This is a genomic window from Alteromonas oceanisediminis (assembly GCF_018474025.1).
In the GTDB taxonomy this organism is placed as follows: Bacteria; Pseudomonadota; Gammaproteobacteria; order Enterobacterales; family Alteromonadaceae; genus Alteromonas_E; species Alteromonas_E oceanisediminis.
Genome location: NZ_JAHCTA010000012.1, coordinates 37,671 through 58,985, shown reverse-complemented (window position 1 = coordinate 58,985; position 21,315 = coordinate 37,671). Strand labels below are relative to the sequence as shown.

The window sequence follows — 21,315 nt, the reverse complement described above, 5'->3', positions numbered from 1 at the left end:
ATGAATAAACCTAACACGTTAGTGTGGGACATTCCCACACGACTTTTTCACTGGCTGTTAGTCGCAGGCTTTGCAGCGCAATGGTTGACTGCAAAGATTTTAGATAATGCGATTGATTGGCACTTTACTATCGGCTATTGCCTGTTAGCACTGGTGCTCTTTCGTCTCTGTTGGGGATTTGTCGGTACGCGGTATGCGCGCTTTACAGCCTTTATTTACTCGCCGGGTGCAACATGGCAGTACGCAAAAACCGTAACCGACAGGCATTCTACACCGCATGCAAGCCACAACCCCATGGGCGGCTGGATGGTGATTGTGATGCTGATACTCATCGCGCTGCAAGCGGTGAGTGGATTGTTTGTTAGCGATGATATTTTTTCAGATGGCCCGTACCGTGCTCTGGCCGACGAGAACGTGAAAGAGTGGATGGAGTTTGTTCACTTCAATCTGTTCGATGTTTTATTGATCATCGTCGCGCTTCACATTGCTGCCGTCTTGTTTTATCAGTTTTACAAGAAAAACAACTTGATCGGAGCAATGATTACCGGCAAAAAAAAGGTTTCCAGCCCCGCGATCAAATCATCTCGACTTTTGCTCGCGGTGGGAGTCGCCGCACTGATTGGGCTGTTCGTTTATTTGTTGGTCGCGGTGTGGCCACCGCAACCTGAACCGATGTGGTAAGGATGGAACCTTAGTTGTTAAGGCGGCCACGTTTCGCTGCGACTCCAGCCAATGCCAAGACAAGTATTGCTAGACTTGATGGTTCGTTCACCGTGGGCACAACCGGCTCAATTTGCAGCTGCGGCGCATTCACCAGAAAAAAACCGTACCGAAACACCGTGTTATTGTCGGCGACGGTGTACTGGGTAAAGGTGTCGTTGTAAACATAATTGAGGATATTGGGGCGCACATAAGTTCCCCCCAAATTAAATGCCGGAGCTCCAGCAACGGTATTCCCCGCATCGAATAGTCCCATGGCACTGCGCTTTTCTTCATTAACGACACCGTTTTCGATATCCGGCTCAGAGACTAAGTTCGGTAAAAATAGCGCTTGCCAATCAAGCCCAGAGGCGTAGCAATCTGTGGCAGGACCGCAGGCAATGCGATTTGAACGAGCCGTATCCACGAACTTACCGTTCAGCATATCTGCTGTGAAAAAAGTATCGAGCAGACTGAATACTTGTGCACCTGTGGCCAATTTATAGCCCAATGATGAAAACTGAGCTAATGAATCAGCAAGTGTTTGCCCTAAACTCAATTCTAAGCTTAGCCACTGTGTGTTGGTACTGGTATCTTCGAATCCATACGTGCCGGAGGCAGTATCATTGAACGGTATAAAGTTGGCGGACGATGGATTGCAAACAACCATCGCCAATACGAATAATATTGAACGCATGTGTATCCCCTAAGTATCGGATTCAACCGATTGATTATAATTAGCGCGTAAAGACAGCATTCTTAATTGATGCTTATCTTACTGTGTCATGGGTAATGATCTTGACGTCATTTTTTTGACACGTTGACACGGTAGCGCAAAAAATCAGACCAATCAACAATTAAAAACGATTAAAAACGATTAAGTGATTGAAGGGGATGAAAAGGCTGCCGTTAACGGCAGCCATTAGGGGTAAGCATTAATCTTTCTTATATTCGTCATGGCAGCCCTTGCAGGATGCCCCTAGTTCGCCGATAGCACTGCGGTAGCGACCTTCGTCAGCACTGCTGGCGGCTATCTGTAACGCTTCAGCCGCTTTAGTCATCGCCGACACTTTGTCTTCAAAATCAGTCATATTCTGCCAAATTTTCGGCAGTGCATCGGTTTCCACGTCAAAACCTGAGGTATCGGTCGCAAAGTAATCGGTCATCATCATCGATAACTGCTCAATACGTAAACCGTTCGTTTTCATGACGTTTTCGTCATAAGCAATGTGACCTTTCGCCATCGCACCCAGTGGGCCCATGTTGCTGCGGACCAACTGAAGTAGTGCCTGCCGAAATTGAACAGTATTGGCAGCCTGCTTCTCACTCGTTGCAGGCTCCGCCATCACTGGTGTCGATAAAGCAGCACAAACACTGAGGCCGGCAGCCAATACTACGGTAACTGATTTTTTCATTATTTTTCCTTAAACACATAAACAGCTTAATAGATTTTATTATTACTGGGATCACAGTATAGGTAAAGGCCATAAAAAAAGCCCCTTTCTGATGAAGGGGCTTTCGGTTGACTAATCGCTTAGTTGGTTAGGTCATCAAAGAATTTTTTAACACCATCAAAGAAGCCTTGCTCCTTCGGGCGGTGTTTAGAAATGTCCTGACCACTTCCCATTGACTCATCCAACTCCTGAAGTAGTTCTTTCTGACGAGACGACAAATTGACCGGCGTCTCAACAACCACTTTGCACATCAAATCGCCGACAGCACCACTGCGGACCGACTTAACACCTTTGCCCCGTAACCTGAACATCCTGCCGGTTTGCGTCTCTGGCGTAATCTTTAACTTTACTTTACCGTCCAAGGTGGGTACCTGAAGCTCTCCACCCAGCGCCGCCGTGGTGAAGCTAAGCGGGACTTCGCAGTAGAGATTATTGCCATCGCGAGCAAAAATCTTATGCTCTTTGACATGTACCTGAACGTACAGATCGCCTGCAGGCGCGCCATGTTCGCCGGCCTCACCCTCGCCCGTTAGACGAATGCGATCACCGGTGTCGACCCCAGCAGGTACTTTCACCGATAACGTTTTGGTTTTCTCTTTGCGCCCCTGACCACGGCAGCTGCCGCAAGGATCGCTAATGATTTTGCCTTTGCCAGAACAGGTTGGACAGGTTTGTTGAACCGCAAAGAATCCCTGGCGCATTTGTACTTGGCCATTGCCATGACACGTTGGGCATGTTGTCGGCGTGGAACCTTTCTTCGCACCTGAACCGTCGCACACGTCACACTCTACCAAGGTGGGGACGCGAATTTCGACGTCTTTTCCACGAACCGCTTCTTCCAGTGAGAGCTCTAGGTTATAGCGCAAGTCCGCACCGCCGCGCGCACGCGACTGACGACCTCCGCGACCGCCGCCACCAAAGATATCGCCAAAAACATCACCGAAGATATCACCGAAATCAGCGCCTCCGCCGAAACCACCGCCACCTCCGCGGTTTGGATCGACACCTGCGTGGCCGTATTGATCGTAAGCGGCGCGCTTGCGTTCATCGGTGAGCACTTCAACGGCTTCTTGAATTTCTTTAAACTTTTCTTCAAGCGCCTTATCGCCCGCCGTCCGGTCAGGGTGATATTTCATTGCTAGCTTTTTATAAGCTTTTTTAATATCACGCTCGGTAGCGCCTTTTTCGACACCCAATACTTCGTAGTAATCTCGTTTTGACATACGCTTTGCTGGTCTCACCTTTTACAACTGATTTGTGACTCTGTCGGCAAAAAGGCGTAGTCAGAAAAACTGCTACGCCTTTGCCTGCTAGACAATTAGGGGGCGTAAGAATACACCCCAAATAATTGCTACTTCTTGTCGTCTTTCACTTCTTCAAACTCAGCATCTACAACGTCATCGTCGCTTTTTGCCTGAGTTTCATCAGCAGGCTGCTCAGCGCCGGCTTGTTGCGCACTGGCTTGCGCAATTTCCATGAGTTTAGCCGAAGCCTGAATAAGCTCTTGCGTCTTGGCTTCGATTTCCGCTTTATCTTCGCCTTTACGCGCAGTTTCAAGTGCGTCTACAGCCGCTTCAATCGTTGCCTTATCATCCGCAGGTAATGCATCGCCCGCTTCTTCGACTTGCTTACGCGTTCCGTGGATCAGACCATCGGCCTGATTGCGAGCTTGTACCAATTCTTCAAACTTCTTGTCTGACTCTTTATTCGCTTCGGCGTCCTGCACCATTTTTTCGACTTCTTCATCGCTCAGACCAGAAGATGCTTTAATCGTGATCTTCTGTTCTTTGCCTGTATCTTTATCTTTCGCTGATACATGCAAAATACCGTCGGCATCGATATCGAAAGTCACTTCAATCTGAGGCGTGCCCCGTGCAGCGGCACGAATACCTTCGAGATTAAATTGCCCTAACGACTTGTTCCCGGCTGCTTGCTTGCGCTCACCCTGAAGCACGTGAACCGTGACCGCGGATTGGTTATCTTCCGCCGTTGAGAAGGTTTGCGACTTCTTCGTCGGGATTGTCGTGTTCTTTTCGATCAATGCGGTCATTACGCCGCCCATGGTTTCGATACCCAGAGACAGAGGGGTAACGTCCAATAGCAATACGTCTTTCACGTCACCTGATAGCACGCCACCTTGGATAGCGGCACCAACAGCAACGGCCTCATCAGGGTTAACATCTTTACGCGGCTCTTTGCCAAAGAATTCAGACACGTACTTCTGCACTAACGGCATACGTGTTTGACCACCGACCATGATGATGTCGTTCACATCACCCACACTAAGGTCAGCATCAGCCAATGCCTGCTTAACCGGGCCTAGTGTGGCTTTCACCATATCTTCAACTAACGATTCAAGTTTCGCACGCGTCACCTTGATCGCGAGGTGCTTAGGACCTGAAGAATCAGCGGTAATATACGGCAAGTTCACTTCGGTCTGCTGCGCTGATGACAATTCGATTTTTGCTTTCTCGCCAGCTTCTTTCAAACGCTGCATGGCAAGAGGATCTTTACGTAGGTCGAAGCCTTGATCTTTCTTAAATTCGTCGACGAGATACGTGATCATGCGGTTATCGAAATCTTCACCACCTAAGTGAGTATCACCATTGGTCGCTAATACTTCGAAGGTATGCTCACCGTCAACTTCATCAATCTCAATGATTGAAATATCAAAGGTACCACCACCAAGGTCATACACGGCAACCACATTGTCGCCTTTTTTCTTGTCCATGCCGTAAGCCAACGCAGCGGCAGTCGGTTCGTTGATGATACGCTTGACATCAAGACCGGCAATTCGGCCAGCATCTTTGGTTGCTTGGCGCTGAGAGTCATTGAAGTAAGCGGGTACTGTGATAACGGCACCGGTTACTGTCTCACCAAGATAGTCCTCAGCGGTTTTCTTCATTTTCTTCAATACTTCTGCAGAGATTTGCGGTGGCGCCATTTTCTCGCCTTTCGCTTCAACCCAAGCGTCGCCATTATCTGCCTTGATGATTTTGTACGGCATAATATCGATATCACGCTGCACTTCTTTATCTTCAAAGCGACGTCCTATCAAACGTTTGATCGCAAACAACGTATTGGCCGGGTTAGTGACCGCCTGACGCTTCGCTGGCTGACCAACTAACGTTTCACCATCATTTGCATAAGCGATGATCGACGGGGTTGTGCGCTCGCCTTCTGCATTTTCAATAACTTTTGCTTTGTCGCCGTCTAGAACTGCGACACATGAATTTGTTGTACCTAAATCGATACCAATGATTCTACCCATTGCGTGTCTCCAAAAACTGTTTCAAATACCTGCGTTAGTTGTGGGGGCTTTGTCATTAAATTCAACACACCACCACGTAAATTGTTTCAATTGAAGCGACTAGGCTTGCGTATCCACGCCGCCTTCCGGGGCACGCGACACCATCACCATGGCGGGGCGTAAAAGTCGACCGTTCAATTGATAACCTTTCTGCATCACCGCAATCACGGTGTTCGGCTCAACGTCTGCAGACTCCTGCATTGACATCGCCTGATGCAGTTCAGGATTGAAGCTCTCACCTTGCGGATCGATAAGCTCCATTCCAAACTTGCTGATTGTCGTCATAAACGACTTCATGGTTAACTCAACACCTTCCAGAAGCGGCTTTACCGCGTCGTTTTCGGCGTCAGCCACCTGCAATGCGCGCTCTAGGTTATCCACGACGGGCAAAAGCTCACCGGCAAACCGCTCAAGCGCAAACTTGCGCGCTTTCTCTACCTCGCCCTCTGCGCGACGTTTTGCATTTTCCATTTCAGCGCGCGCTCGCAGTACACCTTCTTTCTGGCCTTCTATCGTCGCTTGTGCAGCGGCCAATTCACCCTCCAGTGCGGCGATCACCGCTTCGGAAGATTCCAGCTCACCCTCAGCAGGTGCAGCATCTGCTGATGCGCCTTCGGCGAACTCTTCGGTGTTTGCGTTTTGTTCAAGCTCAGCGTCATCATTCGCCTGAGACTCATTTTGATTTTGCACGTCGCGGTGGTCGCTCATGCAGCCCTCCAATAGTTTGTGTCTATGTAACCCGATTTGCTGCTGGCATTTATGGGGTTGGTTAGGAACGGATCAAGGGTATCCACACGACTTTTACGGATATTTTTTAGATTTGCTGATGCGATAAAGCATAACCTGTCTTAACGACCGCATGAAAACAGGGTAAAAATCGCTGAATATCAAGGACATTGGAGAATTGACTGTGTTAATGTTTGTGCATAGTAAGCGTTTAGAAATCGGCTATGTTTAATTTATGGACGGTGTCTGCCATTATCGCGGTCTACCTGATTATTTTATTTGCTATCGCATTTTGGGCAGACCGACGTAAATCTGAACATCAGCAACACCCCCTTATTTACAGTCTGGCACTGGGCGTACACTGCACATCCTGGGCATTTTTTGGCACCACCACGCAAGCGGCACAATACGGTTGGGCGTTTGTTCCCACCTATATCGGCATGATTTTGGTGTTTGTTCTGGCCTTCAGTGTACTGCTCAAAATCGCAAAGTATTGCCAAACGCAACAAATCAGCTCACTCGCGGACTTTATTGGCTCACGGTATCAGAATCGTTTTGGGCTCGGCGTGCTGGTCACGCTGATTTGTTTTGTTGGTGTCGTGCCCTATATCGCACTGCAACTCGACGCCATTACGTTGTCGTTAACCTTAATATCCAGTGAAAACACGCCACAAACTGCAGGTATTGGATTGTATGTTGCTGGCTTGATGGCACTGTTCGCCATCTTGTTTGGTACGCGTACATTGAGCCTGACCGAAAAGCATCCTGGGCTAATGACCAGCATCGCTTTTGAATCTGTGCTCAAGCTTATTGGTATTGTCAGCGTTGGTGTGTATGTGTGTTTTTATCTGTATGGCGGCCCTCTGGATTTGATCGTTTCAGCGACTGAGCACCCGCTCGCACGTGAAGTGTTGACCACCCATAGCGCATGGTGGGTGTACGTCTGCCACATTCTATTAGGCGTGTGTGCCGCATTTTGTTTACCTCGGCAGTTCCATATCACGTTTGTCGAGAATAATGGCGAGCGCGAGTTGCGCACCGCTCGATGGGCATTTCCACTCTACTTACTGGTGATGACAGTATTTATTCTGCCCATCGCCTTAGCGGGGAAAATGCAACTTGACCCGGCCCAGTTCTCATCAGACAGTTTTGCATTAGCCATACCGATCGCGCAGCAAAATAGCGCGGTATCCGTGATTGCATTTATCGGCGGTATCAGCGCAGCAACGTCAATGGTGATCGTGGCCACGTTGGCACTGGGGATTATGATTTCCAACAACCTTGTGACCCCAATTTGGTTGCGTTTCACCTTGGCCACCACTGGCCAGAAGCCCATGCCCACTGCGCAAATCTTAACGATTCGACGCTTAACGGTACTGGTCGTGTTGTCGCTCGCCTATGCCTATCATGTAAACATCAGCCAATCTACACCGCTGGTTCAAAGCGGTACCATCGCCATCGCGTTACTGGCCCAGTTAATGCCTGCCATCGTGATCTCTCTGTACTGGGGTCGTTCTCACCCACTGGCAGCGTGGTTGGGTATTCTCGCTGGCGGCATCTGCTGGTTCAGCTGGCTATTGTGGCCAAGCATTACCGCGACCTATTATTTCGCGCCAACACCCACGGACCAAACCCTCGGTCTGGGCTTTGTTTCCAGCTTAGCCATCAACTTTGCGGTACATTTCGGTATCTCATTGCTGATCAAAAACACGCAGAATCGCCCACTGTCAGAGGATGACAGCTTCCCCCTGATGATGGTGAAGGTTGCCGATTTATTGGCGTTGCTGCAACGCGTACTCCCTGCCTCGCAGTATGAAGATATTGCCAGCCAGGTGGGTCATAGTTCACAGACCGCCATTGCCAGTGGTTCGATGGTATCGCGTTGCGAACAACTGCTGGCCGCGCAGGTCGGCAACGCAGGTGCGCGGATTTTACTCTCTACCATCGCCACTACAGACCGCACCTCAACGGCTGAACGCGTCGAACTGGCTGAGCTGACATCACAAACCTTACAGTTTAATCACGAAGTTTTGCAGTCATCAGTACAGCACATTCAACAGGGGATCAGTGTGCTTGACCGTGACCTCACGTTGTTGGCATGGAATGACCGATATATCGAGATGTTCGACTACCCTAGCGACTTTATCAAAGTGGGTCTGCCAATACGCAGCATCTTGTACGCGAATGCCCAACGCGGACTTTTTGGTGATGTCGATGATATTGATGCTGAAATTGAGAAACGTATTAGCTATATGCGCCACGGCAGTGAATACAAATATGTGCGCAAGCAATCTGACCACAAGACAATTGAAATCAACGGCAGCCCGTTGCCCAATGGCGGATATGTGACGACCTACAGCGATATCAGTGACTATATTCGTATTCAGGATGAACTCAGGCTGGCGAAAACCGATCTTGAAAACCGCGTCACACAACGTACGCAGCAGTTAGAGAAGGCACGGGATGCCGCCGATCGCGCCAACGTCAGTAAAACAAAGTTTTTAGCCGCTGCCGGACATGACTTGTTGCAACCTTTTAATGCCGCGGTACTGTATGCTTCGATGTTAACTCAGCGCGCTAACAGTAGCGCTATCGACCCCGCTATTCGCGATATCAGTCAAGGTATAGAGCAATCGCTAAACAGTGCAGAGTCGCTTTTAAATACATTGCTAGACATGACGAAACTGGAATCGGGCGTGTTGCAGCCCAATCGCGGACAGTTTAGTTTTAACGATTTAATGCGATCTTTACTGACCGAATTCAGCGTTATCGCCCAGCAAAAACAGGTTGAAATCCGCTATGTGCCCAGCCAAATAGTGCTGCATTCAGACAAAAAACTCTTGCGTCGGATTCTGCAAAACTTGCTGTCTAATGCCATTCGCTACGCAAAAGATCAAGGCGGGGCAAAAGTGTTGATTGGAATGCGTCGCACACCGCAAAGTGACGCTGCACGCATCGTAGTGGCTGACAATGGTATTGGTATCGAGCCCTCGCAGCAACGCGCTATTTTCGATGAATTTCATCAGGTCAACCCTCACGCTAAAGCACTAGGTTTGGGTCTGGGTCTGACGATTGTTGATCGCATGGCAACCCTGTTGGATCACAACGTGGACATGCGTTCAGAGTTTGGTCGTGGTACGTGTTTTACCATCACCGTTCCCACCGCCGCCATGCCAAACGCTTCTTTCATCAGTCACTCGGTGCAACACGAGCCTCGTATCGATTGGACTGAGGAAGCATTTCTGCATGAGCAGCGTGTTTTGCTCATTGAAAATGACACACAGATCCAGGCGGCAATGTCGGCGCTGCTCGCACAATGGGGAGCCACCGTGCTGGTGACTGATGGATACGCTCATATTGAGCAGGTATGTCCAACTGCACCTGACGTTATGTTGGTCGACTTCCATCTCAATGGTGACGAAACAGGAACGGAAGCGGTTATTCAGGCGACTCGCCTCTGGAAAAAAACCGTACCGGGTATTTTAACCACGGCTAATCGAGATGATTCCATCCGAGAACTAGCCTTAAATGCGGGGCTACGCTATCTGCCTAAACCGGTGAAACCAGCTGCCCTGAAGAGAATGTTAAAGCAGTTACTACAGAATCGGCCCTAAGCCGACGCTATTTGTTGTGGTCAGCGGAGAACAGTTTTGGGTCGAGTCCCAGTGAGGTCAATTCGTTGTTAAATCCATCCGTAGCCAACAACCACTCGGGTTTGATGTCGACCGCAATACACTCAGGATCATACCCCTTACTACACAACCATTTAATCGCTTGCCCGTCTTTTTCCACCAGCTTCGCTTCAATGGTGTTGTGCTGACTTGCCACGTTATTTAGCTGCCACTCGGTAACAGGGTTGTGCTGAGTCACATGAACAATGTGACTCAGCCCTGCCGCAATATGGCGCTGAATGGTGCGCAAACAAATGCGCTCTTCTTCAGGAATTTGTATCAACCAGTTGTTCCAGTCTACCCACAGTGCCCATTGTTGTTGCCTGAATGCAGTTTTTGCAATGTGCCCTGTCGCATTATACATAGCAGCGTAGTCACGCCGATGATCCCAATTTGACAGAAAGCGGATCCGCATAACATTGTGACTGATAGAGCATGAAAATGGTTGCGACATAAGAGACATCCGGTATTGGTTAAAAATCAATACGCTACCGGACAAAAAAGGGTTTATTTAGCGGTTGGCTCTGTGTTCATGATCTGTCTAAACATAACACTTGCCTGCGTGCGATTGATCACATTCAGTTTTTTGAGTACGGCGGAAACATGTTGTTTGACGGTGGACTCAGAGATGCTCAGTTCATGCGCAATCTGTTTATTCAGTAATCCATTAGCGATCAGTTTTAATACCGTGAATTGATGGGGAGTCAGCTGAGCTAGTTTGGCTAAAAACTGGTCCTCTTGTGTTTCCGCAACATCAAGTACTATGTCGCTAGGCAACCAGTTTTCACCATTAAGAACGGTTTTAACTGCCTCTACAATTTGTGGTAATGGCGTTGATTTCGGTATGTAGCCACTGCTGCCGAGTGTCATTGCACGACGGATAAGCCCCGCCTCGTCCTGCGCAGAAACAATCACCACTAACGTATTTGGGAACTCGTTGCGTAGCTGCGTTAAACCCGTGAGCCCCTCATTGCCGGGCATCGATAAATCAAGAAATACCAGTTCAATGTCTTGATTTTCTTGCAATTGCAAACGCGCGCCCTGAAACGCATCCACTTCAAGTATTTCTCCATCTATCACATCATGCAGTGCACGGCGCATCGCCGCTCTGAAGAGCGGATGGTCGTCTGCAATGAGAACGTTGGTTTTAAAAGGTGTCTGAATATGCGTTGTCATCATGGGAAATGTTATCACAAAAAAGGCGGCCGAAGCCGCCAAGGTACACACATGAAGCTAGTTTGAAAACTTAAAACCGATATCCGACGGTTAAATGAACTGTACGCGGGTCACCGTAGTAGCCAATCAGTGTCGTATCACCACCTAGGCCCGGGCCAAGCGTCCCATCTTCATTTTGCGTGACAAAATCGTAACCGCCAATGACATACTCTTTATCGGTCAGGTTTTTGCCGTGTAAGCTGGCAAACCAGCTACCGTCCATACTTTCCCAACTGGCGCTGACATTAACCAGCCCGTAGCCTTCCTGCTGAATAAGGTCACTGGTTTCAAAGATGAGATAGTCGTCGCGATAGTAGTAATTCGCATTGAAGACAATATCACCGATACCCGTTTCCAATATGTAGTTTGCCGAAAAGTTATAGGTAAACTCAGGCGTGTTGGATAAACCAATTAGCGGCGGTATGGCGTCGTTGCGCTTGATCTCAAAGTCGATATAGCCCGCTGATAGGCCAAAGGTTAGATCGTCTGTTGCAATGTAAGTGAATTCGGTTTCGATCCCCTCGGCTGAGGTTTCCGCAGCATTGCGCAAGCGCTGTTGCAATGCGGTTGGATCATCACTATTGCCTTCTACGCCGATGTACTGACGGTCAGAATGGTCATAGGCAAACAAGGTGACGTTGGCACGGAAATTCGAGCCCCAATCACTCTTCATGCCCACTTCATAAGAGTCAACAACCTCTGGCTTAACACCGGGCTCCTGCGTTGAAGCGCGCGGGTTAAACGTACCGGATTTGAAACCCTGTGAGTAGCTGGCGTAAAACATTAAGTCTCTGTTGACTTGATATTCGATTCCTACACGTGGCGTGAAGCGCGACCAACTGTCAACGGCTGGCGCATCAAGTACACCGTCGCCATCGGTATCAGTGCCAAGTACCTGAGGAACCAAATCCCCAGCAGGTCGAACATAACCCGGTATCCAACCAGTGGAGGGATAAACGTTGTCGAAAATCAGCCCATTATTTACCGTCGCTTGTTTCTCTTCATCGGTGTAACGCGCGCCTATCGACATGGAAAGCTGATCGGTTAAGTTAAAGCTGGCTTGTGAATACACCGCCCAGCTATCGCTGTTATTGCAACCGCTGACTTCACGGGTTAAGCCTGGCGTACCAAACGCTTCGCGGCCCAAAAACCCTAAAATCGCATCGAAGTTTCCGCACGACTCGCCGTCATAAAGATACACACCGCTGACAACAGACCAATTGCCATTGTCATAATTCGCTTGTACCTCGTGGGTGGTATTGCTGTCATCGTATTCAGCAGGTACATCGAAAATGTCTAACGCCGTGTTGTCAAAGTCAATATTGGTAGGTGAATAGCTTTCCCGATCTGAGCCGATATATTTAAGCTCTAAATTGTCGCTAACATCATAGCGGATCAGCCAGCTCAGCCCTTCTAGTGTCACTTCATTGAATGTCGGCAAACTGGTGTAGGAATCAAACACGCTATCCGGCACAGGCGCATCGGTTAGTAGACTTGGCATAAGACGATAGCCGCCTTTAGCATTTGACGTATCTTTGGTTTTGTCCCAGCCTACACGAATAAACAAGTCATCAGCGGGGTGTAACTCAACCGACAAACGCGCCGCCCACAAATCCTTGTTGTAGTTTTCCAGATCTTGATCCGGTAGTGCTGATTGCAAGAAAGTACCAAATCCGTCGCGACTCAAATCCGCATAGCCAAAACCAATGAATAACGTGTCGTCAATGACTGGCAATTGCCCCGTCACTTTCAAGTCTTTCTGCGAATAACTACCGACTGTTCCTTGAACCGTTAACGAAGTATCACCCGTCATCTCTTTAGTGACGTACTTAACCGCGCCGCCAATCGTGTTTTTACCGTATAAGGTGCCTTGTGGTCCACGCAATACTTCAATACGTTGAACGTCAAGCAAATCAAGTACGGCACCTTGCGGACGCGCTAAGTAAACATCATCAATGTAAATACCAACACCTGGCTCATATCCCCACAGCGGGTCCTGCTGCCCCAACCCACGAATAAACGCCGTTAGCGTTGAGTTTGTTCCACGGCTGGTTTGTAGTGTGGTATTCGGGGAAAACTGCTGCAGTTCGGTCAGCACCGAGATGCCTTTTTCAGCGAGTTCTTGCTCACCCAGCGAAGTGATCGCTACCGGAACTTCCTGTAATGATTCAACAGTTTTACGCGCGGTGACTTCAATCCGCTCAAGCTTTCTCTCCGCAGCGGGCTCTGTGTCGCCGGTCTGCTGAGCGAATACCGGCGCAGAGCACATTGCGGTTGCAATTGCTACGGCGCAGGCACTTCGGCTAAAGCAACGTGAATTCGTTATTTTATTGGGTTGAGTTTGCATGGTTGTGTCCCTTGTTTGTCATCATTCTATTAATCGTTGTTACATGCTGCTGCTGATACAGGGCTGCGGTCTGGTGTTAAATGTATGTGAAACTGACGTTAACGTATGTAGTACGATGGTACTATGGGCAATAAAATGTTTAGCAGACACAATGTCCATCGTTTTCAAGAGGCTGCGGTCACAGCACTCAATAGGAAACCATTATGCTCAGTTTATTCGGTTTGATTGGCGGTCTTGCACTACTGATTATCCTCACCATTCGCGGAATGAATTTATTTATCGCTGCGCCTTTATGTGCACTTATCGTTGCACTAACCAGTGGTCTACCCGTTTTTTTAGGCGACAGTAATTTTGTAACCACCTACATGCAAGGCTTTACAGGCTTTATCGCAAGTTGGTTTTTTATGTTTTTACTCGGCGCTTTGTTCGGTAAATTTATGGAAGACACCGGCGCTGCGGATTCAGTTGCCCGCTGGATAATCAATAAATTAGGCTACCAACAAGCCGTGTTAGCAGTAGTTATCGCGTGTGCGATACTCACTTACGGTGGCGTAAGCGTATTCATCGTTGCATTTTCGGTCTATCCGATGGCGATCAGTCTGTTTAAAGACGCCAATTTGCCGCGCCGTTTCATTCCCGCCACATTAGCATTTGGCTCGGTCACTTTTACGATGACCTCGGCGGGCTCACCGGAAATTCAGAACTGGATCCCCATAAAATACCTAGGTACATCCCCGTTTGCAGGCTGGGAAGTCAGCCTTGTCGTTGCTATTTTTATGGCAACATTCGGCTATTGGTGGCTGAAGCGAATGATTGGCAAAGCTGTTGCCGAGGGCGAAAGGTTTGAAGCGCGTGACACCGATCCGAAGATCCCTGAGCGTGAATATCCCCACCCTGTCACCGGTATCATTCCGCTCATGGTGGTGTTGGTATTATCCTTTACGCTACATGAATCACTGGCACAACTCGCGCTCATTGTTGCCTTAGGGGGCGGTGTGCTCACGTTAATGGCAATAAATTTTAAACACTTCCACAACTTACCGCAGGCGGTTAACCTCGGCACCACGGGAGCACTGTTGGCCATTGGGAACACGGCCGCCGTTGTTGGGTTTGGTGCTATCGCCAAATCAACCACCGCTTTTCAACAAACCGTTGAGGTGATGACCCAAATACCCGGCAACGAATTGATTGGTGCTGCAATTGCCGTCAGCGTTATTGCGGGGCTGACGGGATCAGCATCGGGTGGGCAAGCGATCGCATTGCCGCTCGTTGGCCCGCATTATATCGATCAAGGCGTCGACCCAGAGGAATTACACCGCATTGTGTCAATTTCTTCGGGTGCTCTCGACTCGCTACCGCATAACGGCTATGTTGTGACGACCATTCGCGCTATTTGTGGCGAGACTCATCAGGCGGCGTATTGGCCCCTTGCCGCATTGACGGTAGTGATCCCGATGATTGGCGTTATCATGGCTATTGCTTTATTTAGCGTGTTTTAAGGGAGATATTGTTGTGCTGAGAACTCACGTTTTTCTGATCGCGCTCCTTAGCGCGTTGCTATTTCCTGTTGTTTCTCACGCTGATGACACGACACTTTTCGTCGAGAAACAGCGGTTTGAAGTACAGAACTTCACCTTTTTTAATGGCAAACAAATCCCTATGCTCGCCGTAGGCTGGGAAAGTTACGGCACGCTAAATGAGGACAAGAACAATGTTGTTCTAATAACCCACTACTTTACCGGCAGCTCGCACGCCGCTGGGAAGTATTCAAAAAGCGACTCAACGCCAGGTTACTGGGATGCAATCATCGGCCCTGGGAAGGCTATCGACACCAACACGTATTTTGTTGTTAGCGTTGATGCAATTGCTAATCTGGGTGTTCATGACCCAAATGTCATCACAACCGGACCCGCTTCTACGAACCCGCAGACTGGCAAACCCTATGGGCTTGACTTCCCAGTGGTCACCATGCGCGACATGGTAAATGTACAAAAAGCGCTACTGGAGTCACTGGGCATCAACCAACTGCATGCGGTTGTCGGCCCATCTATGGGCTCAATGCAAGCTATCGAATGGGCCAGCGCCTATCCAGAGTGGGTAGAAAGGCTCATTTCCGTGATCGGCTCGGCACAAAGCGATGCCTGGACCACTACCGCGCTTGAACAATGGGCCATTCCCATCAAACTCGATCCGCTATGGAATAACGGCAACTACTATGGGGATCAGCCACCATTGGAAGGCCTGACCGCCGCACTCATGTTCATCACCCAAGTGGCGTTAACGCCGGAATACTTTAATCAGCAAGGGAAAGCACTGGCACATTCACCGCTTGAAAATGCGCCATTAAATGACATTCGCGCTGATCATGCCATCACTGATTGGCTCTACCAACGCGCAGCGAAGCGCGCATCCATGATGGATGCGAATCATCTTCTCTATCTGGTTCGTGCGTGCCAGCTTTTTATGGCAGGTCAGAAAGACTCACTCAAAACCGGACTCGCCGACATTCAGGCGAAAACCCTATTTCTCCCGGCATCAACAGACTTGCTACTCATGCCCTACCACGCCCACAGCGCATACACGGCAATGGCGGCACAAGGCAAAGCGGTTGAGTATGCGGAACTTAACGGTACGCTGGGGCATCTTGAGGGTGTGGTTGGGATACAACAGCAAGCAGAAAAAATTAAACAGTTTCTCGATTCACCTGCACGCTAAAATTGCGCCAATTATTTGATCATCGTTACGATAAAGGATTTCCATGACAACACTCACTCAATCACCACGTTCGAGCAAAAAACGCTTAGCGAAATGCAAAGCACTGGCGCTTAGCCTGACATCTCTGTTTGCCTGCGGGTCGCATTCGATTGCAGCAGAAACGTTACCGGCGCTCAATCTTACGTTGGAGAACACGACGGTAAGTGGCCTCTCATCGGGAGGTTACATGGCGACTCAATTCCATCTTGCCCACAGTGACTGGGTCACTGGTATTGGTGTGATTGGTGCAGGCCCGTATTTTTGTGCACAAGGCGATATCGGCATCGCGTTAAGTCAGTGCGTGTCTAAAATGGAACCACCAATTGAGGTTGATGCGCTATCACAACAAGCCACCTTATATGAAGACGCGGGGGTCATAGCGCCTCTTGAGCATCTTGCCGGTAGCAAAGTATGGATCCTGCATGGTACCGCTGACACCACGGTCAACCGTGGCGCCGCTGACGCACTTGTTGCGCAGTATACTCAGTGGGCTGGCGAAGAGCATGTGCGTTATGTGAATGATAAACCCTTTGCGCATCATTTCCCCACCGAGCAAAACGGCACGCAGTGCGATCAATCTGCCGCTCCGTTTATAGGCGCATGCGACTATGATGCTGCCGGCGCGTTGCTGACACATATTCGCGGCCCTCTGGCAGACAAGCCAACCCAATCCAGCGGCAAACTTTATCGTTTTGATCAGCAAGCGCTAGGAAAGGAAGCAGCAAGTTCACTGGCGGATGAAGGGGTTGTCTATGTGCCCACCGAGTGTGAACAAGACAACGCTAGCGGAAGCTGTGAGCTACACATCAGTTTTCATGGCTGCAACCAATACATGGGGGCCGTGGGTGACGCCTACGCCACCCAAACAGGACTCAATGCGTGGGCCGACACCAATCAAATGGTCGTGCTTTATCCGCAAACGAAAAAGTCTTTGTTTATGCCTCTCAATCCGCAAGGTTGCTGGGATTGGTGGGGATACACTGACGAAAACTACGCGAACAAGAATGGCCCGCAGATCATCGCCGTGGAGAATATGGCGCGCGCATTAGCTGCAAACAGTTTTAAGGAAAAATCTCAATGACCACTAAAAATGTATTGATCACCGGGGGTGCCAGTGGCATCGGTTATGGCATTGCCGAGAAGCTGGCGCAGTCCGGTTTCTTTGTGATTATTGCCGATGTGAACAAAGCCGCCGCTCAGGCTGCGGCTGACAAGCTGAGCGGGCAAGGCTTTTCGGCAAACGCGGTGGGCGTGGATGTGTGTAACGCTGACGACGTGGCGGCGCTGCCCGACATACTCGCCGATACACCGGTGGATGTGCTAATCAACAACGCAGGTATACAGCACGTTGCGAAACTGGAGGATTTTCCAGCACATAAATGGCAACAATTGATCAATGTTATGCTCGTTGGGCCAGCGTTATTGACGCAGGCATTTTTGCCTCACATGCGCGCACAGAATTTTGGACGGATCATTAACGTGGGCTCGATCCACTCGGTGATAGCATCGCCGTTTAAATCTGCCTATGTTGCGGCGAAGCATGGCCTACTCGGTTTCGCGAAAACCGTGGCACTGGAGACCGGCGACTGCGATGTAACGATTAATACTCTCTGCCCTGCCTATGTTAAAACGCCGTTGGTAGAGCAACAAATCAAAGCGCAAGCGCTCGAGAACAAGATTAGTGAAGCCGATGTTATCAACAAAATCATGCTAGAGCCGATGCCGAAAAAAGCGTTTATTGACGTGAACGAACTGGCAGATACGGCGTTGTTTTTGCTCAGCAACTCCGCTCGCAACATCACCGGACAAACGCTGATTTTAGATGGTGGCTGGACCTGTCGCTAGGCGACATAAATTATGCTAACGTGCAGCCATTATCTGCGACTTTAGTGACTCACATATGGCGTATAAAACCGTTGGTTTGATTGGGAAATCTGCACACGAAGGCACACAAATTAGCCTTGCAGCGGTTATTGATTATCTGCGTGCCCGCGATTGCACCGTATTGATTGAAGAGCACATTGCGGAAGAATTTGCAGGTAACGATATTATTCCGTGCAGCCTGGTTGATATTGGTAAGCAAGCCGACTTAGCCATTGTTGTCGGTGGTGATGGGAAAATGATTGGCGCTGCGCGCGTGCTGGCCCGTTTCAATGTCGACGTTGTGGGAGTAAACCGCGGCAATCTTGGGTTTCTCACAGACATCAACCCCGACGATATTCAGCAACAGTTGGATTTAATTTTCAACGGTGACAGCGTCACCGAACAGCGCTTTTTACTCGAAGTGGAAGTGTTCCGTCATGAAAAGTTAAAAAGCGCTAGCTCAGCCGTCAATGAAGTCGTGCTGCACCACGGCAAAGTGGCGCACATGATGGAGTTTGAAGTTTATATCGACGACCAATTTGTATTTTCGCAACGATCCGACGGTTTGATTATCGCCACGCCGACAGGCTCGACCGCCTATTCACTCAGTGGTGGTGGGCCAATTCTTATGCCTAAATTAGATGCATTAACCTTGGTGCCAATGTTTCCGCATACATTAAGTAGCCGCCCTATTGTTGTCGACGCCAACAGCGCGGTATCGATGCGTGTATCCAAAGTCAATAGCAGTAATTTACAGGTAAGCTGCGACAGTCATATTGTTCTCCCCGTGCTGCCAGGCGACGAAATACGCGTGCGCAAAAACCCTGACCGCTTATCGCTGGTTCATCCCAAAGGGTACAACTACTTCACCGTGTTGCGGAACAAGCTCGGCTGGGGCAGCAAACTGTATTGAGATGGTTGGCATTGTTGTTTGTAGGCCCTGATACAGGGACTGAGTAAAAGATGACAGTTTTTTCCTGCCCCCCTTTACAAACGCCAAATACTGTATATATTTACACATACTGTATATAAACCTAGTTGTTAATTATGCTGACTCATTTGTCCATTCAGAATTTTGCTGTCGTTAAAAATATCAGTCTTTCGCTGGCAGAGGGTATGTCTGCGATTACCGGTGAAACGGGTGCGGGCAAATCCATTGGTATTGATGCGCTTTCTCTATGTATTGGAGGGCGTGCAGACGCCAATATGGTGCGCTCTGGTGCTGCGAAGGCAGAGATCATCGCGCATTTCGATATCAATAATCGCACGAAAGTTCAGCAGTGGTTGGTTGAGCACGAACTTGACGATGAGGGAGAATGTTTTATACGCCGTGTTATTTCGGCTGAGGGGCGTTCTAAGGCATTTATCAACGGTATTCCGGTGTCGTTGCAGCAGCTCAAACAACTCGGCGCGTTTCTGATCAGTATTCACGGTCAGAATGCGCACCAGTCATTGTTAAAAGATTCAGTTCAGCGACAGTTGTTGGATAATTTCGCAGAGCATCCAGAACTGGTCACTCAGACACAGTCCGCCTACAAAGTATTGAATGAAGCGCAATCGCGCTTTGAATATTTACAGTCCCAGGCACAGGCTCGAGAAGATCGCGTTCAACTGTTGAGCTATCAGGTTAGTGAACTTGATGAGTTTGGTTTGGGCGATACTGAATTTGAATCACTGGAAATAGAACACAAGCGCTTGAGTAACAGCCAGGCATTGTTAGAAGAGACACAACACAGTTATGCGCGTCTTTATGACGATGATGAATTTAATGCTCTCAGCGCCATTCAGCAAAGCGTCGATAGCCTGCAAGATTTGTGTGACAGCGATCCCGCACTTGAACCCATTGTGAGTCTCCTCAACGAAGCAGCCATTCAGGTTAAAGAGGCTGCCACTGAGCTGCGCGCTTATAACGAAGATTTGGACGTTGATCCTGCTGAAATTGCTGAGGTTCAAGCCCGCTTCGACAAAGTTAACGAACTGGCCAGAAAGCATCAGGTGATGCCGGAAATGTTGTATTCGCACCATATGACACTGGCACAAGAACTGAGCGATATTCATAATGCCAGTGACGAACTGGAAGACATGCAAACCCGTCTTGATAAGCTAAAGGCTGATTACAATCAAGCAGCACAACGCTTGAGTGAGTCTCGCCAGGCGCATGCAATAGAGCTGGCAGCGGCGATTGAAACGCAAATACAGCGCATGAACATGCCGCATGCAACACTCAGTATCGACGTCGCGTTTTCGCCCGAGAAGCGCAGCGCGTTAGGCAGCGATGATGTGACGTTTTTAATCGCAACCAACCCAGGTCAGAAGGCCGACAGTTTAGATAAAGTGGTATCGGGTGGAGAGTTGGCCCGCATCGGGTTAGCGATGCACGTTATTGCATCGAATAACGGCGCGATACCGACCTTAATTTTCGATGAGGTTGATACGGGCATCAGTGGCCCAACGGCGAGCATTGTTGGTCAGTTACTGCGTACCATGGGTAAGCATGCGCAAGTACTGTGCGTCACTCACTTACCCCAAGTAGCGGCTCAGGCACACAACCAACTGTTTGTGACTAAGCAGGTAACGGGAAATAACACCGAAACACAGATACTCAACCTGAGCGCAGACGACAGGATTTCTGAATTAGCGCGCCTATTGGCCGGTGATAAGGTCACAGAAAGTGCGTTATCTAACGCGCGCTCTTTACTGGAAAATGTTGCTCAATAAAGCGTGAGCCGCGTTTTGGCTGGGCGGGCGTTTATTGCGATCGAACTAATTAGTTATTGATTGGTCATACCGTGCTGAGGTAGCATGCTCGGCGCGTTGCCCAGTTCAGCGTTTAGGCTGCGTTGGCGCAATACGGTGCCATTTTAATCACTTTACTCATTAAGGTTCGCATGAAGTTTTTTGCTGTCATTTTGTCGTTATCACTGTTTCTTTCAGGTTGCTCAAACTGGATCTATCGTATCGATGTTCCTCAGGGAAACTTTTTGGACGAACGCGACGTTAAAAAATTGCGCATTGGTATGAATAAAGAACAGGTTATTTACGTGCTTGGAAACCCTGTCGTTCAAGATTCTTTTGACCATGATACCTGGTATTACCTGTATGAAATGAAGCGCGGTATGAGCAAGCGTGGTGAAGATTTTAAAAAGTCTTTGATTATTGATTTCGAGGATGACAAAGTGGCCAAAGTCGAAGGTGACTTTGAACTATCGGAAGACTTTAACACACCGCTCGACCAATAAGTTTACTTACCCTATTCATGCAGCCGCGATGACGCCA

17 protein-coding genes are annotated in these 21,315 nt (G+C 49.0%); 9 read left to right on the top strand and 8 right to left on the bottom strand.

Annotated features, from left to right (window positions below; translation table 11 throughout):
* Positions 1 to 681, top strand: coding sequence for a cytochrome b/b6 domain-containing protein (locus KIU71_RS16895; RefSeq protein ID WP_214132535.1), 681 nt, complete (start codon positions 1 to 3; stop codon positions 679 to 681).
* Between the two features lie 10 nt (positions 682 to 691).
* Here the strand turns inward: KIU71_RS16895 and KIU71_RS16890 are convergent, their stop codons facing one another.
* The 5 genes from KIU71_RS16890 to grpE all read right to left on the bottom strand — a co-directional run bounded on the left by KIU71_RS16890 (position 692) and on the right by grpE (position 6,171).
* Positions 692 to 1,396 carry a hypothetical protein gene (locus KIU71_RS16890; protein WP_214132534.1) on the bottom strand — a complete coding sequence of 235 codons (705 nt, stop codon included), beginning with the start codon at positions 1,394 to 1,396 and terminating at the stop codon, positions 692 to 694.
* Positions 1,397 to 1,634: 238 nt separating this feature from the next.
* Entirely contained in the window at positions 1,635 to 2,114 is a 480-nt protein-coding gene (locus tag KIU71_RS16885) for a c-type cytochrome (RefSeq protein ID WP_214132533.1), read from the bottom strand.
* Positions 2,115 to 2,233: 119 nt separating this feature from the next.
* Positions 2,234 to 3,376 carry a molecular chaperone DnaJ gene (gene dnaJ / locus KIU71_RS16880; RefSeq protein WP_214132532.1) on the bottom strand — a complete coding sequence of 381 codons (1,143 nt, stop codon included), beginning with the start codon at positions 3,374 to 3,376 and terminating at the stop codon, positions 2,234 to 2,236.
* 128 nt (positions 3,377 to 3,504) lie between these two features.
* Complete coding sequence (gene dnaK / locus KIU71_RS16875) at positions 3,505 to 5,424, bottom strand: molecular chaperone DnaK (protein WP_214132531.1); 1,920 nt, start codon at positions 5,422 to 5,424, stop codon at positions 3,505 to 3,507.
* Positions 5,425 to 5,523: 99 nt separating this feature from the next.
* Positions 5,524 to 6,171 (bottom strand): nucleotide exchange factor GrpE, encoded by a 648-nt coding sequence (gene grpE, locus KIU71_RS16870; RefSeq protein ID WP_214132530.1) that lies wholly within the window; start codon positions 6,169 to 6,171, stop codon positions 5,524 to 5,526.
* Positions 6,172 to 6,413: 242 nt separating this feature from the next.
* Between grpE and KIU71_RS16865 the strand changes: the two genes are divergently transcribed.
* On the top strand, positions 6,414 to 9,803 hold the full coding sequence (locus tag KIU71_RS16865) for a PAS domain-containing hybrid sensor histidine kinase/response regulator (protein ID WP_214132529.1): 3,390 nt from the start codon (positions 6,414 to 6,416) through the stop codon (positions 9,801 to 9,803).
* Between the two features lie 7 nt (positions 9,804 to 9,810).
* Here the strand turns inward: KIU71_RS16865 and KIU71_RS16860 are convergent, their stop codons facing one another.
* The 3 genes from KIU71_RS16860 to KIU71_RS16850 all read right to left on the bottom strand — a co-directional run bounded on the left by KIU71_RS16860 (position 9,811) and on the right by KIU71_RS16850 (position 13,422).
* On the bottom strand, positions 9,811 to 10,314 hold the full coding sequence (locus KIU71_RS16860; RefSeq protein ID WP_214132528.1) for a hypothetical protein: 504 nt from the start codon (positions 10,312 to 10,314) through the stop codon (positions 9,811 to 9,813).
* 53 nt (positions 10,315 to 10,367) lie between these two features.
* The gene (locus KIU71_RS16855) at positions 10,368 to 11,039 is read right to left on the bottom strand and encodes a response regulator (protein ID WP_250207607.1); all 672 of its coding nucleotides are present in this window, start codon (positions 11,037 to 11,039) and stop codon (positions 10,368 to 10,370) included.
* 67 nt (positions 11,040 to 11,106) lie between these two features.
* Complete coding sequence (locus KIU71_RS16850; protein WP_214132527.1) at positions 11,107 to 13,422, bottom strand: TonB-dependent receptor; 2,316 nt, start codon at positions 13,420 to 13,422, stop codon at positions 11,107 to 11,109.
* Positions 13,423 to 13,625: 203 nt separating this feature from the next.
* Between KIU71_RS16850 and KIU71_RS16845 the strand changes: the two genes are divergently transcribed.
* The 7 genes from KIU71_RS16845 (at position 13,626) to KIU71_RS16815 (ending at position 21,278) form a co-directional block, all read left to right on the top strand.
* Complete coding sequence (locus KIU71_RS16845) at positions 13,626 to 14,921, top strand: GntP family permease (protein ID WP_214132526.1); 1,296 nt, start codon at positions 13,626 to 13,628, stop codon at positions 14,919 to 14,921.
* A gap of 13 nt (positions 14,922 to 14,934) precedes the next feature.
* The gene (locus tag KIU71_RS16840; RefSeq protein WP_214132525.1) at positions 14,935 to 16,137 is read left to right on the top strand and encodes an E22 family MetX-like putative esterase; all 1,203 of its coding nucleotides are present in this window, start codon (positions 14,935 to 14,937) and stop codon (positions 16,135 to 16,137) included.
* Positions 16,138 to 16,180: 43 nt separating this feature from the next.
* A complete protein-coding gene (locus KIU71_RS16835; RefSeq protein ID WP_214132524.1) occupies positions 16,181 to 17,257 on the top strand; it encodes an extracellular catalytic domain type 2 short-chain-length polyhydroxyalkanoate depolymerase in 1,077 nt (358 codons plus the stop codon).
* The gene (locus KIU71_RS16830) at positions 17,254 to 18,021 is read left to right on the top strand and encodes a 3-hydroxybutyrate dehydrogenase (protein WP_214132523.1); all 768 of its coding nucleotides are present in this window, start codon (positions 17,254 to 17,256) and stop codon (positions 18,019 to 18,021) included. The genes KIU71_RS16835 and KIU71_RS16830 overlap by 4 nt, the downstream gene beginning before the upstream one ends.
* 55 nt (positions 18,022 to 18,076) lie before the next feature.
* A complete protein-coding gene (gene nadK / locus KIU71_RS16825) occupies positions 18,077 to 18,952 on the top strand; it encodes an NAD(+) kinase (protein ID WP_214132522.1) in 876 nt (291 codons plus the stop codon).
* A 134-nt stretch (positions 18,953 to 19,086) separates the two neighbouring features.
* The gene (gene recN / locus KIU71_RS16820; protein ID WP_214132521.1) at positions 19,087 to 20,757 is read left to right on the top strand and encodes a DNA repair protein RecN; all 1,671 of its coding nucleotides are present in this window, start codon (positions 19,087 to 19,089) and stop codon (positions 20,755 to 20,757) included.
* 170 nt (positions 20,758 to 20,927) lie between these two features.
* Positions 20,928 to 21,278: an outer membrane protein assembly factor BamE gene (locus KIU71_RS16815; protein WP_214132519.1), complete on the top strand. Its 351-nt coding sequence runs from the start codon at positions 20,928 to 20,930 to the stop codon at positions 21,276 to 21,278.
* Positions 21,279 to 21,315 lie beyond the last annotated feature (37 nt).

Bases quoted from the DNA above. Each gene is read 5' to 3' on its own strand.
- dnaJ (WP_214132532.1), bottom strand. From the start codon at position 3,376: ATGTCAAAACGAGATTACTACGAAGTATTGGGTGTCGAAAAAGGCGCT.
- grpE (WP_214132530.1), bottom strand. From the start codon at position 6,171: ATGAGCGACCACCGCGACGTGCAAAATCAAAATGAGTCTCAGGCGAAT.
- KIU71_RS16855 (WP_250207607.1), bottom strand. From the start codon at position 11,039: ATGATGACAACGCATATTCAGACACCTTTTAAAACCAACGTTCTCATT.
- KIU71_RS16850 (WP_214132527.1), bottom strand. From the start codon at position 13,422: ATGCAAACTCAACCCAATAAAATAACGAATTCACGTTGCTTTAGCCGA.
- KIU71_RS16835 (WP_214132524.1), top strand. From the start codon at position 16,181: ATGACAACACTCACTCAATCACCACGTTCGAGCAAAAAACGCTTAGCG.
- KIU71_RS16860 (WP_214132528.1), bottom strand. From the start codon at position 10,314: ATGTCGCAACCATTTTCATGCTCTATCAGTCACAATGTTATGCGGATC.
- recN (WP_214132521.1), top strand. From the start codon at position 19,087: ATGCTGACTCATTTGTCCATTCAGAATTTTGCTGTCGTTAAAAATATC.
- KIU71_RS16815 (WP_214132519.1), top strand. From the start codon at position 20,928: ATGAAGTTTTTTGCTGTCATTTTGTCGTTATCACTGTTTCTTTCAGGT.
- KIU71_RS16895 (WP_214132535.1), top strand. From the start codon at position 1: ATGAATAAACCTAACACGTTAGTGTGGGACATTCCCACACGACTTTTT.
- KIU71_RS16830 (WP_214132523.1), top strand. From the start codon at position 17,254: ATGACCACTAAAAATGTATTGATCACCGGGGGTGCCAGTGGCATCGGT.
- KIU71_RS16890 (WP_214132534.1), bottom strand. From the start codon at position 1,396: ATGCGTTCAATATTATTCGTATTGGCGATGGTTGTTTGCAATCCATCG.
- dnaK (WP_214132531.1), bottom strand. From the start codon at position 5,424: ATGGGTAGAATCATTGGTATCGATTTAGGTACAACAAATTCATGTGTC.
- nadK (WP_214132522.1), top strand. From the start codon at position 18,077: ATGGCGTATAAAACCGTTGGTTTGATTGGGAAATCTGCACACGAAGGC.
- KIU71_RS16865 (WP_214132529.1), top strand. From the start codon at position 6,414: ATGTTTAATTTATGGACGGTGTCTGCCATTATCGCGGTCTACCTGATT.
- KIU71_RS16885 (WP_214132533.1), bottom strand. From the start codon at position 2,114: ATGAAAAAATCAGTTACCGTAGTATTGGCTGCCGGCCTCAGTGTTTGT.
- KIU71_RS16845 (WP_214132526.1), top strand. From the start codon at position 13,626: ATGCTCAGTTTATTCGGTTTGATTGGCGGTCTTGCACTACTGATTATC.